10 protein-coding genes are annotated in these 12,606 nt (G+C 48.2%); 6 read left to right on the top strand and 4 right to left on the bottom strand.

What is annotated here, in order from left to right; all coding sequences use genetic code 11:
* Positions 1-414 precede the first annotated feature (414 nt).
* Positions 415-1,620 carry a hypothetical protein gene (locus KD145_RS28160; protein ID WP_212003134.1) on the top strand — a complete coding sequence of 402 codons (1,206 nt, stop codon included), beginning with the start codon at positions 415-417 and terminating at the stop codon, positions 1,618-1,620.
* A gap of 55 nt (positions 1,621-1,675) precedes the next feature.
* On the opposite strand, the gene KD145_RS28165 is transcribed toward KD145_RS28160, so the two are convergent.
* Entirely contained in the window at positions 1,676-2,110 is a 435-nt protein-coding gene (locus KD145_RS28165; RefSeq protein WP_212003135.1) for a GNAT family N-acetyltransferase, read from the bottom strand.
* Positions 2,097-2,552 carry a carboxymuconolactone decarboxylase family protein gene (locus tag KD145_RS28170; protein WP_249219599.1) on the bottom strand — a complete coding sequence of 152 codons (456 nt, stop codon included), beginning with the start codon at positions 2,550-2,552 and terminating at the stop codon, positions 2,097-2,099. Before KD145_RS28170 ends, KD145_RS28165 begins: the two co-directional genes overlap by 14 nt.
* A 95-nt stretch (positions 2,553-2,647) precedes the next feature.
* Between KD145_RS28170 and KD145_RS28175 the strand changes: the two genes are divergently transcribed.
* The gene (locus KD145_RS28175) at positions 2,648-4,174 is read left to right on the top strand and encodes a PLP-dependent aminotransferase family protein (RefSeq protein ID WP_212003137.1); all 1,527 of its coding nucleotides are present in this window, start codon (positions 2,648-2,650) and stop codon (positions 4,172-4,174) included.
* Entirely contained in the window at positions 4,162-4,704 is a 543-nt protein-coding gene (locus KD145_RS28180; protein ID WP_212003138.1) for a hypothetical protein, read from the top strand. Before KD145_RS28175 ends, KD145_RS28180 begins: the two co-directional genes overlap by 13 nt.
* Here KD145_RS28180 and KD145_RS28185 read toward each other — a convergent pair.
* Positions 4,701-5,807, bottom strand: a complete 1,107-nt coding sequence (locus tag KD145_RS28185) for a lipase family protein (protein ID WP_212003139.1) — start codon at positions 5,805-5,807, stop codon at positions 4,701-4,703. The two genes, KD145_RS28180 and KD145_RS28185, sit on opposite strands and share 4 nt — an antisense overlap.
* A 129-nt stretch (positions 5,808-5,936) precedes the next feature.
* Between KD145_RS28185 and aspA the strand changes: the two genes are divergently transcribed.
* The 3 genes from aspA to KD145_RS28200 all read left to right on the top strand — a co-directional run bounded on the left by aspA (position 5,937) and on the right by KD145_RS28200 (position 10,022).
* A complete protein-coding gene (gene aspA, locus KD145_RS28190) occupies positions 5,937-7,346 on the top strand; it encodes an aspartate ammonia-lyase (protein WP_374223540.1) in 1,410 nt (469 codons plus the stop codon).
* A 130-nt stretch (positions 7,347-7,476) separates the two neighbouring features.
* Entirely contained in the window at positions 7,477-8,817 is a 1,341-nt protein-coding gene (locus KD145_RS28195) for an anaerobic C4-dicarboxylate transporter family protein (protein WP_212003141.1), read from the top strand.
* Positions 8,818-8,858: 41 nt separating this feature from the next.
* On the top strand, positions 8,859-10,022 hold the full coding sequence (locus KD145_RS28200) for a porin (protein WP_212003142.1): 1,164 nt from the start codon (positions 8,859-8,861) through the stop codon (positions 10,020-10,022).
* Between the two features lie 83 nt (positions 10,023-10,105).
* Here the strand turns inward: KD145_RS28200 and KD145_RS28205 are convergent, their stop codons facing one another.
* Positions 10,106-12,550, bottom strand: coding sequence for a hypothetical protein (locus KD145_RS28205; RefSeq protein WP_212003143.1), 2,445 nt, complete (start codon positions 12,548-12,550; stop codon positions 10,106-10,108).
* Positions 12,551-12,606 lie beyond the last annotated feature (56 nt).

Below are 12,606 nucleotides of genomic sequence, written 5' to 3' on the forward strand. Positions count from 1 at the left end.
AAAGATAACACAAAGCTTTTTAAACTTCCAAATTCTTTTCAAAAATTTTTTTCAAAAAGTTACATATATCAAAAATCAAGCGAGTGAGATGATTCTCAGAAAGATATATTTGACGCGGCTTTTGCCTGTTTTTATACTGTAATGTGTAAGCAGTATTTTTCTTTTTTCAGACCTTCCATCGTTTGGTGCACTGTATCAAAAAACGTATCTTTGCGCACTTCCCATTATAATTCCCATTTTTATAAGTTATTGAAAATCAGTAGAATGTTTGGCTGATGGCATCACAGAATACCTGATTTCAGGCATTTCTCTGACCATAGGGGAAAGATTTGTTAGCCCGGAGAAAAAAATGACAATTCCCCCCTTAAAATGTCATCGTTTTAAAAGTGTTTAATTATTAATCATATATATATTATGGATCAGCTTAAACTGAAGTTACAGGAGTATTATCAACGTTACCGGCAAATGGACCAACGGGTAAAACCTGGCAATGAGGAGCCTGGAGGCGAGGACGTGCTGGATCTGGAAAATGATATTCTCACGCAGTTCGGTTTACCGACATCCCGCCGTTTTGTACAGATCCTGCACGATTTTGTACATCATAGCCAGGTGAATGACCAGCTGCTGGATTATGTAAGTAAAAAACTACGGTCTGCCGCCCGTAAGTATCTGCTGGCACCTGTTATGTCGGATATTGACCTGCTGGAACATGCTCGTGATCAGAAACGCAGTCCCTATGACGTACTGCCCGAACTGGGTTACCCGGTACAGGAATATGCCCTGTTCCTGGTAGGGGAACTTTATTACCGCCGTAACATGGAGGCAACCGACATCCTGGAAGAACTGAAGAAAATGCAGCACTTCCACAGCTGGAATGATCTCACCCTGCTGAGTAAAATGAACAATTACTCCGCCAATGAGTTATATACCAAGCTGAAAAAACATGAGCTGCGGTTTATTGACGACTATATCCAGCACACCCGGCGCCAGGAAACAGCCCGGCTGGTCAACAAACGGCCCACTCCGTCAGAAGAAGGATATAAGCCGGATTATAAAACAATCACCAAAGTACAGGTAGAAGATATTATCTTCGATGAAAATACTACTCCAAGCCTGTTTGGTAAAATCAAAAGCGGCAGGGGATATACCCGCATCACCATCGGCCTGGAATTTTCTGAACTGAACCAGATACTGATGAGCAGCGATGAACTGGGCGTGGAGATCAGCAATCATATCAAAAAACGCCTGGCCAACCCGTCCGCCGAAAAACCAACGGTGATAGATATACGCGCCGAATTCGGTAATGTGCTGAAACTGGACAATTGTTATCTGGAAGTATATAAACCACAGCACCGCGAAGGCAACAAATGGGTAGAGGATAAAGACAATTTCTACTTTGTAGATAAAATCCTCACCAAAAAAGAATACGAGAAACGTACCAAAGAAGCAGAAGTACAACGCAAAATACAGGAATGCCTCGAACTGATAGGTGGTTCCTATGTATATTATCAAAGGCTGCGTCGTTTGGGTATCACCGACGACGAAGCCAAGCTGAGAGCAGGCCTTCAGGATGAACTGTTGTTTAAACTATCTTTCTTCCTCAATAAGGTGAAAGAATAGTTTTATTGTTGTGATGTTTTTATATAGCGAAGACGAATTCCGTCTTCGCTTTTTTTTATGATACCTTCTGCGTAAAATGATGCGCTGAAATATAAAAGCCCTGTTCATGATACAACCGGTGGGCCGGCCACAGACCATGGCCAGAGTCCAGCTGGACAATGGAAAAACCTTCCTCCCGCGCTATCTCCCGGATATGATACAACAACAGGCTGGCGTAACCCTTCGCACGATATTCGGACAAAGTGGCCAGATCATCGATATAGATAAACCTGCCGCTATGAAGATTATGTTTGTGCCGGTAACCCGCAAAAGCCACTACCCGGTCCGGATCTTCATCTGCAGTCAGATACAGCAGCCGGTATCCTTCCTGCTGCATCTCCCTGATCTGTGTCAATAGTTGTTCCGGATCCACATGTGGCCGCAATGTCAGGATCACATCCCTGCAGGCCAGTATCGCTTCGTCTGTCAACGCTGTCTTAACTGTTCGCATCTGTTTTGTGTATTTGATGGTGTTCACCAGGTATCCGTCGGGAAGAAATGCCGATGCGGTTCCAGGCATTAATGGTGATAATGTTCATAATAAGCTGGGCGGTGACTTCCAGTCCGAAATGTGCTACTGCCTTTTCATAAGTCAGGTCTGTAAGTCCTCCCTGGTGAATCAGTGTCACCTCTTCGGTCATGGCCAGGATGATTCTTTCTGCATCCGTAAACTGTGGCGATTCCCGCCAGGTACTCAGCAGATAAAGCCGCTGTTCTGTTTCACCCAGCTTGCGGGCGTCCTGTGCATGGAGGTCGAGGCAATAGGCGCAGCCGTTGAGCTGCGAGGCCCGTACCCTGATCAGCTCTTTATGCAGCGGGTCTATATCTGTGGAAACAACATATTTTTCCATGGCCATCATAGCATTGAAAGCCGCCGGCTGCACATGTTTCATGAGGAATCTGGTTTTCATCATCATTTTTTATGTTGTAAAATTAGCATCACCTGGACTATCTTAGTAGTCCAGATTTAAACCATTAGATAGTCCAGATGTTACCTTTTAAAACGCTGATTGTCATAGACCGTAATTCCCGTCAGCCGCTATACCTGCAGATCGCTAACCGGTTTGTGGGGCTGATACGGGAAGGGGTGCTGAAACCGGGACTACTGCTGCCTTCCAGTCGCGTACTGGCGTTACAGTTAGAACTGCATCGAAAAACGATCGTTGCTGCCTATGAAGAACTGGTAAGCCAGGACTGGGTTACCACCATTCCCCGCAAAGGCATTATGGTGGCTAGCAACCTGCCCGTGATCCGGCCACGTTCCTTTCAGACACCTTCCTCTCCATATGGGCAAGGGCCCGCATTCTCCTTTGGCACCATACCAACGGTTGCTCTTTCACGGCATGAAACGGCCCCGCCGGGGCAGCTGATCATCAACGATGGTTTTCCGGATGTGCGGGAAGCCCCGCTGGAAGCCTGGGTAAAGGAAAGCCGTGCTATTATTCAGAGTCCACGTTATCATCAGCTGCTGACTTATGGTACACCTGCCGGCAGCAATGCCCTGCGACGTCAGTTGATCGGTTATCTTACGAATACAAGAGGACTTTCCATCACACCAGACAACCTGATGGTGACACGGGGCGCGCAGATGGCGATCTACCTCGCCGCTGCGATGCTGATCAAAAAAGGAGATTACGTCATTGTGGGAAGCCCCAATTATTTCTTCGCGGACCTTTGTTTTGAACAGCTGGGAGCCCGGCTGCTGCGGGTGCCGGTAGATGAAGATGGTATTGATGTGGAAGCCATAGAACAACTTTGCCGCAAACACAAGGTGCGTATGCTTTACGTGGTGCCACACCATCATCATCCTACTACGGTTACGCTGAGTGCGGAACGCAGAATGAAGCTGCTGCATATCATCCGTTCCTATCGCCTGGCCGTGCTGGAAGACGATTACGATTTTGATTTTCACTACAGCTCTGCGCCTATCTTACCATTGGCGAGCGGTGATCACGGAGGTAATGTGATTTACGTAGGTTCTTTTACCAAGTCGCTGGGATTATCGGTCCGTATTGGTTTTATGGTGGCGCCGGCGGCTTTTCTGGCTGAAACAGCCAGGCTAAGGCAGCTCATGGACCTAAGAGGAGACAACCTCTCGGAGGAAACACTGGCCGCGCTGCTGGCCGATGGCACTATTGAAAGGCATCTGAAAAAATCCGGCAGACTGTATCATGAAAGGCGTGATCAGCTCTCGCGTCTCCTGATAACGAAACTGGGCAACAGGGTACAGTTTACTGAGCCTGCAGGTGGGATGGCCATCTGGGTAACATTTGACCCGCGCTTTCCTTTGCCCGTCATATCCGAAAAAGCAGCTGCGATGGGCCTGCGCATCACCGGCGGAGAACATTACTTTTACGGCACTACGCCAGCCAATGCGTTACGGTTTGGGTTTGCGTCGCTCAATTACAAAGAGCTTAACAAAGCTGTGGGCATCCTGGAGAAGATCACAGCATCCTTTGCAGGAAACCGTGAAAACATTAAGTTTGATACAAAAAAAGACCAATGGAAGAATTAACACTCGGCATCGGCTCAAGGGTACAACATGCACACTTTGGCCCTGGCGTCATCGTTGGCGTCAAATATGCACAATACCGGGTTACCTTCATGGACCACGGGATCAAAATGATCGATAAAACAGATCCGCTGTTCGAAGTACTGGTGGCGGAAAATCAGACGGCAGAGGTGGAAACGGCTTCGGATGTCGAAACATCGCTGCTGAAGATACTCCGTTTGTGGGGTGGTATCACCGAAGTGGTGCCACTGGGAGACCGCTGGAGAAACGGCACACTGATAATGCAGCCAGGCGATACGACCCTGAAGGCAAAGGAAGTGCCCATTGAAACTTTCTTCCACAAAATTGTAATGCTGCGCGACCGCCTGCGGGTGCTGGAACAGCAGATCAACAGCCATAAGGTGATGACCGATGAAGATAAGATCAACCTTCAGCAGTATATCACCCGTATCTATGGTTCCCTCACCACCTTCAATGTGTTGTTCAGAGATAAGGAACATTGGTTTGTAGGGGAGAAGACAGGCAACGATTAAAGGTTGCCTGTCAGGTAAATATGTTCAAGCAGCCAGCGATAGGAATCGAGGGAGTGATGCAGGAAAATATTTTTACCATCAAAATGAAACTGTTCATCATAGCCTTTTACAGGATATAATATCACAGGCGTTCCTGCCGGCATATAATTGTGACTGTTGACAAAAACAGGCCTTTTATATCCCGGCAGTGTTTTTTTTACGCGGGTATATGTCATCTTCCCTAACATCCGCTGGAAGCGGCGGCTCGCTCTCCTGGCGGGCCTGTCGAGGCGGCCATACGCATACCGCAGCGCTGTGCTGGCAGGGAATTTCTGCTTTCTAAATACTTTTTTGATATTGGCAAACGGATTGACGGTGTTAAAGTCGCGTGGTGTCTGGATAGAATAGGGAACTTCCGGTACCCAGTCGGCGGCATTGACTACGCGAAGCGCCCAGCCGTTGCGGGTAATATAATCGAAGTCATAGGAATAGTACAGATTACCCGGTTTGGGAGCGGCACTGCAATAGGTTTTGAAGACGATGTTATTCGGCATCCCTTCGTAATAATGGAGGTAGGAACGTAGCAGGAAAGCGATCGCTCCGCCTTGGCTATGTCCGAAAATAATAAATTCGTGTATGCCTTCCTGATAGTAGTAGTGATTTATTTTATCGATGATGTCGGGGGCCATGGAAGCAAGGCCCAGTAACCAGCCTGCATGTACGTAGGCTTTGTTATCTTCTGCCAGTTTATAGGTGAAAGTGGTGCTGTCGTTGAGTTGCAGCGTACCTTTTGCACTAACCATACCGGCGTAGAAATTTTCCATCCACGATGAGGCGGTACCGTTGGTGCCTCTGATGGAAATTACGCCTACACCCTGGGAGCGGTTGATCCAGAAGTCCCATCGGTTGAGCAGCCCCACTTCTTCAGAACGATAGGCCAGCTCATATCCTTCGGGTACGGGGCCTTTTAAATGGGTCCATGGGGTATCCCGCTGGCGGGCACTCAACTTCAGCATATCACTATATTCATGCGCATCAAAATAAGGGCTGAGATGTTGGGCTGTCAGCGCATTTCTTCCAAAAAATAAAAATAGAAAACCAAACAGTAAAATGCGGGACATCATGAGAAATTACGAATTGCTAAATATGATTTACGAATAGATCTGCAGTGTTATTAAAAATCTTTAGATGAAACTACAACAATTATGAGTATAATGTTGTTCTAAAAGCGTTTAACTTCCGGCCCTAAATTAATTGTTATGTCAAAGAGAATCGAACACGATTTCCTGGGTGAGAAGGAGATTCCACAGGATGTTTATTACGGTATTCAGACCCTGCGTGCACTGGAAAACTTTCATATTACCGGTATTCCGTTGAAAGTGGAACCCATCTTCGTTAAGAGCCTGGGATATGTGAAAAAGGCGGCAGCTATGGCCAATCGTGATCTGGGCGTGTTAGACAAAGACATCGCAGCATACATCATCAAAGCCTGCGATCGTGTGATCAACGGAGAATTTGACAATCAGTTTCTCAGCGACCTGATACAGGGAGGTGCGGGCACTTCCGTTAACATGAATGCCAATGAAGTGATTGCCAATGTGGCGCTGGAGATGATGGGCAAACGGAAAGGGGAGTATGAATTCTGTCATCCCAACAACCATGTGAACTGTTCACAGTCTACCAACGACGCTTATCCTACTGCTTTTCGTATAGCCCTTATTCTGAAGCTGACCGATTACAAAGAAGAGCTGGGCAAACTTGCAGATGCTTTTGATGTGAAAGGACATGAATTCCAGGACGTGTTGAAAATGGGCCGCACACAGCTGCAGGATGCAGTGCCTATGAGCCTGGGCGATGAGTTCCATGCTTTTTGCATCAACCTGAAAGAAGAACTTTCCCGCGTAGAAGACAGCAAACGTCTGATCGCAGAGATCAATATGGGCGCTACTGCTATTGGTACCCGCGTGAATGCTCCTGATGGTTATGCAGAGCTGGTGACCCAATACCTCTGCGAAGTGACCGGCCTGGACCTTAAGCTGGCAGAGAATCTGATCGAAGCTACCAATGATACCGGCGCTTATGTACAACTGTCCGGTGTTTTAAAACGTACAGCCGTAAAGGTATCCAAGATATGCAATGACCTGCGTCTGTTGTCTTCCGGACCACGGGCAGGGCTGAACGAAATTAACCTGCCGCCCATGCAGCCTGGATCTTCCATTATGCCCGGCAAGGTAAACCCGGTAATTCCGGAAGTAGTGAACCAGACCGCCTACTATGTAATTGGTGCCGACCTGACTGTGACTATGGCCGCGGAAGCAGGTCAACTGCAGCTCAATGTAATGGAACCGGTTATATCTTTCGCCCTGTTTACTTCCATCACTTATATGGGCAATGCTTGCCGTACCCTGAGAGAGAAATGTGTGCTGGGTATCACTGCCAATGCAGAACATACCAAACAGATGGTGATGAACAGCATCGGTATCGTAACACAGCTGAATCCTATCCTGGGTTATGAAAAATCTGCCAGCATTGCGCGTGAAGCACTCGAAACCGGGAAGTCTGTACATGACATCACAGTGAGGGAAAAACAACTGATCTCGCAGGAAAAATGGGATGAGATCTTTACGTTTAACAACATGATTCGTCCTCAGTTTATAAAATAACTATCAAAGGCTGGCGTAGCCTGTGCTGCGCCGGCCTTTGACAACGAAGTTGCCGGTTTAGTGGAGACAGGGTAATATCAGCATAGAATTTTCGCCCGATATTGATTATCTTCAGCCTTACTCGTTTTATATGATCTGGTTAGAGTTCGCAATATTACTCGCAGCTATCCTGGTGGGCGCCCGTATGAAAGGGATCGGACTTGGTGTGATGGGCATGGTGGCACTGGCGATCTATATTTTTATATTCCGTATGCGCCCGGCAGACCCGCCGATAGACGTTATGCTGATCATCCTGGCGGTAGTGACCACCGCCGCCACGTTGCAGGCTGCAGGTGGGATGGACTACCTGGTACGGCTGGCCGAAAAAATATTGAAAAGTAAACCTTCCCTGATCGTGTTGCTGGGACCACTGGTAACCTATTGTTTTACTCTCTTTGCCGGTACGGCCCACATCACCTACTCTCTGTTACCCATTATTGCTGAGGTATCTACCAAGAAAAAAATAAGGCCGGAACGGGCGCTGAGTATCTCTGTGATATCCTCGCACCTGGCTATTACGGCAAGCCCTATCTCCGCGGCTACTGCCGCTTTGCTCACTATCCTCAGTGGTAAAACCGAACTGCTGGATATCCTGAAAGTATGTATCCCTGCTACCATTATCGGGACACTGGCCGGTGTGGCGGTATGCTGGAAAAAAGGAAAAGAGCTGGATAAAGATCCGGTATTCCTGGAAAAGATGAAAGATCCCGAGTTTGCTGAAAGTATCAATGGAGATGTGAAGGAACACAAAGCGCCACTGTTGCCCGGCGCTAAAACCTCCGTGCTGATCTTCGGACTCGCAGTACTGCTGATTGTACTGGTAGGGGCATTTCCCAATATGCTGCCTTCTTTCGGGGAAGGCAAGAGCAATATGGCTGTAGATGCCAAAGGGCATATTAAAATGGCTGCCGTGATAGAACTGGTGATGCTGGCCGCTGCTGCTGCCATTATGCTGATATGCCGCACTACCGCCGCTGCTGTGGCCAAAGCCAGCCTGTTCACCTCCGGCGCCCAGGCCGTAGTGTCCATCTTCGGAGTGGTATGGATGAGTGCCACATTTATGCAAACCAATACCGGTATCATTGAGAGCACGCTGGGTGATATGGTAAGGGCCGCTCCCTGGACCTTCGCCATCGCCTTGTTTATACTGAGCATATTACTTTTCAGCCAGGCAGCTACCACCAAAGCCCTGATGCCCCTGGGGTTAAGCCTGGGCATCATCCCGGCTCATATGGTAGCAATGTTCCCGGCTGTAAACGGAGATTTCTTTTTACCGGGTTACCCCACACTGCTGGCGGCCATTAACTTCGACCGCACCGGCAGCACCCATATCGGGAAATACCTGGTAAACCATAGCTTTATGATTCCCGGACTCGTGAGTGTAGCCGTATCCGTTGCCGCCGGTTTCTTTCTGGCTGGCATCCTGCTATAGATAGACGACCATATTTTACCAAACTCCAAAATGTAACCTTTATGCTTATCCGCAATTGGCTGGTAGCCTGTATACTGCTGTTTCCTCTTGCTGCGATGGCACAGCAGCAGGAAACCAAAGCAGATACCGCCTACAAGCCGCTGATACCCATTAGTAAAGCCCCTCTCCTCAATAACGTGGATCTTATTGCCAACATGCGTTTCGCTTTCCGGAATGAATTCGATAAAGGTACCTACACTCGCTCCCGCTTTGAAAATGAACAGTTCCGCCTTGAAATAAAAGGAAAGGTCCTCGATAAACTGTATTTCCGTTTCCGTGACCGTTATACCCGTGATCCAATCACACAATCGATCGATAATCTTAGCCGCTCTACAGACCTGGCCTTCCTGCGCTTTGATCCCAACGATCACTGGAAGATATATGCCGGTAAGTTGTGTGCCGATTGGGGCGGTGTGGAGTTTGATGATAACCCTATTCAGATCTATGAATATTCGGATATTATTGAGAACGCTGATAACTTCCTGACAGGTGCAGGTGTTGGATATGTACTCAATAAAAACCATGAGTTCACCTTTCAGTTGCTCAACAGCCGGACCAAAACTTTCAAGGAACTGTATGATTCTATTCCGGGTATTGTGGAGAGCAGATTCCCTTTTGCAGGAGTGATCAACTGGCGCGGGCATTTCTTTAATGGTAAAGTTTTTACCATCTGGTCTTACAGTCTCTTTAAAGAGGCCACCCATCAGTACATGACCTACATCGCCTTGGGCAACTCGCTGATACTGCGCAACTTTAAGCTGGACTATGACTTTAAGTACAGTATAGAAAATCTGGACCGCAAGTTTATCGTCTCCAACTGGATTCCCAATATGAAAGCTGCACAGGGTGTTGCGTATATGAGCCATTGGATCAGAGCCGATGTGAGACTGAATAAAGTGGTGCATATCACCGCCACCGGCTATGTGGACTATGCCTGGTGGAATGGCAACCCGGATCCTAACAAGGATAAGAAACTCCGTACCGCCTGGGGTTATATACCCGCACTGGAGATTTATCCCTTTGATAAATATGACCTGAAAATATTTGCCAACATGGTAGGCAGAATATATCGGTATACCAGTTACGCACAAACGAAGTTTGGTTTGGTGAATGATGATACCTACCGCTTTTCGATTGGGTTTATTACGCCATTGTTAGTGTTGTAGTCTGCATGAGGGTTACAACAAGGGTATAAAAAAACAAAGGCGCGAAGGATTTCCTTCGCGCCTTATGCTTTATAGAGATGATTTTAGAACTCCTGTTCAAATTTGCCTACAGTTCCTTCATCAGTGATACCCTGAACCACGAGGCGGAAACGTTTGGTGAAGTCGTTGTTGTAGAACTCCACTTTGGCGGTATGGGTGAGGGTATCTATCGGCACGTTGGGATTCCAGTAGAGGGTAAGCCGTTTGTCGGGCAGGGCATGTACTTCTTTTTTCACGGAGTAGTCTGGTGAATAGAAGGTTTTTACCACAGTATAACCTGCTTTTTTATACAGCTGGAATCCTTTTACAGTAGGATCGTTGGCTGGTGGGTTGTCACCGCCTTTTTTGGTGTATACGGCAATGGCGCCGTTAGCACCACCGAAGCCGCCCAGGAAAGGAGGACGGAATACTTTGATCAGCGCCACATCGTTGATGGAGAGGGTACTCAGCATGCTGACGTCGGTCTGCATCTCGTTGAGGTACAGGCCTGGTTTGCCGCCGCGCCATGACAGGCTGGGGTTGCTGAGATCACCGGTGATCTGTAAACCGGCCACTTTGGACTGGAGGTACTGGAAGATATTAAAGGCAGTAGGATTTTCCTTCGTAAGGTCAAAGGAATATCCATCGCCGCCGGAGAACATACCGGAGGCATAACGTTTTTCTGTAGTCTCTTCCGGTTTGATCTTTTTAGCGTTGACATTTACTTCCTGGAGATAAACCGTTTTGTTGTTGATAGCGCGGTTTACCTTGTTGCTTTCGGCCGCACTGGCGAGGAAAAGCTTCAGGGAAGTATTGTCTACTGCAGGAGGCACCCGCAGCGGGTAAGGTATTTTAACCTGGGTGGCGCGGTCAAAGAAGTGGATATCGAACTTCACGTTAACATCTCTGCTTTTCTTTGCATCGCTGCCCTGGTAGTAGATGTAAGCTGTATCCGGGAAAACCATGTTGGCGATATTGAACTCACCTTTTTCGTTGATAGGCGCAGAGGCGAACATGGAGGAACTGTCTATCGGCAGTTTGATGATCATGTCCAGTTTGCCGTTAACGATAGGGCGGCCATTTGGTCCGGTGGTAATACCTTTCACGAGCAGGCCCTGTTCATAAGGATATCTGATATCGGGGAATTCATTCTTAGCGATTTTTTCCCAGCTGAATCTGCGCCATCCGTTGGTCAGCATTACCAGGTCCAGTGCCTGCAGGGTAGCAGGGGCATTGTCCCGGAAGTACCAGTTGGGATTGTATACATATCCTTTAAGGTCGGAGGTCAGCAGGAGGGTAGATACGATATCGGCAGCGTTTTTATCCACCGGAACAGCGTCTGCATCGGTGATGGCCACGGAGATATTGGACTGCAGTGTGTCGGGGAGGCGCAGCACAAAGGTGCTTTTTTTGCGGGCATCCCTGGCTACGTCAGATTCCAGTACGTCCATTTCCATGCGGTCGTTGTTGCGTACAAAAGCCAGTCTTTCTGCCAGTGGCAGGCCGTTGCTGCCGAACAGCGTGATCTGCAGGATACCGCTGGGCAGTTTGTCGGCGGGGATAAAGCCGCTGATACGACCTTCAGACACGTCGAGGATGGCTTTATATACCAGCTGCTGGCCCATCTGGCCGATGGCTACCAGTTTGTTGAATGCTGTATCACCATTATTGGCTGGAACAGCCTGATAGAAGATGCGTGCACCTTTGTTGAATACTTTCAGAGAAGCGCCGGTAGACTGTGACGCAGGCAGGGTAAAGGTTTTGGTTTGGCCTTTGGCACTTTTTACGACTGCCTGGTAGGCGTCGGATGCGGCGCCGGGAGTTACTTCAAAGGTGCCCATCCCGTCGTGAACGGTTTTGATAGCAGTGTTTTTGGCATCTTTGATAGTGCCACTCACCTCGATGGGATAGCCATTGTTGTCGATAGCCTTGAAAGCCACGGTATTAGGCTGACCGGAGATCAGGTTGCCGCCTTCAGGAAAGAACTGTACAGAAAAGTCCTGGGCGGTACTGTCGGTAGCGGGTCCGCTCTTTTTAGCGGGATCAAATATCTCGATGGTACGGGAATAGGTAAAGGCCGGGTCAAAGTTGAGCATCCAGGCGGTATAGGCTCTCAGTTGGTATACGCCGGGTTTCTGAGTTTCCGGCAGGTCGAAGTTGCCCGGAGCACCGGCATTAAAGATGCCGAACAGTTTTTTCTGCACGACATTGTTATTCTTGTCCAGCAGCTCTACATACAGGTTGGTAGCCTGTGTAGAGGGAAGACCCTGAAGGGTCACATATCCTTTGAACCAGATGGTTTCACCGGCGGCGTAATAGTCTTTATCCAGGTGCAGGTAGACTTTTTCCTGTGGGTAGCGGTTGTTGTACTGTTGTAAAGCCTGAACGAGATGATCTGACCAGTCGGCAGGGGGAGGCATAACCGCCACGGCACCCATTACTCCGGCCAGCAGGGTAGCGGGAATCATCCACTTCAGGTGACGTCTCTTTTTTGTATTGTGCGCTTGCATGAACTGTATTTTGAGCCGATATAATGGGTATAATAATAGGACAAAAATATAAACTT

It is taken from the genome of Chitinophaga sp. HK235, from assembly GCF_018255755.1.
GTDB lineage: Bacteria > Bacteroidota > Bacteroidia > Chitinophagales > Chitinophagaceae > Chitinophaga.

Coding starts and splice junctions, on each gene's coding strand:
- KD145_RS28205 (WP_212003143.1), bottom strand. CDS start 12,550: ATGCAAGCGCACAATACAAAAAAGAGACGTCACCTGAAGTGGATGATT.
- KD145_RS28170 (WP_249219599.1), bottom strand. CDS start 2,552: ATGAAACATGTGCAGCCGGCGGCTTTCAATGCTATGATGGCCATGGAA.
- KD145_RS28185 (WP_212003139.1), bottom strand. CDS start 5,807: ATGATGTCCCGCATTTTACTGTTTGGTTTTCTATTTTTATTTTTTGGA.
- KD145_RS28175 (WP_212003137.1), top strand. CDS start 2,648: ATGTTACCTTTTAAAACGCTGATTGTCATAGACCGTAATTCCCGTCAG.
- KD145_RS28180 (WP_212003138.1), top strand. CDS start 4,162: ATGGAAGAATTAACACTCGGCATCGGCTCAAGGGTACAACATGCACAC.
- KD145_RS28195 (WP_212003141.1), top strand. CDS start 7,477: ATGATCTGGTTAGAGTTCGCAATATTACTCGCAGCTATCCTGGTGGGC.
- KD145_RS28165 (WP_212003135.1), bottom strand. CDS start 2,110: ATGCGAACAGTTAAGACAGCGTTGACAGACGAAGCGATACTGGCCTGC.
- KD145_RS28160 (WP_212003134.1), top strand. CDS start 415: ATGGATCAGCTTAAACTGAAGTTACAGGAGTATTATCAACGTTACCGG.
- KD145_RS28200 (WP_212003142.1), top strand. CDS start 8,859: ATGCTTATCCGCAATTGGCTGGTAGCCTGTATACTGCTGTTTCCTCTT.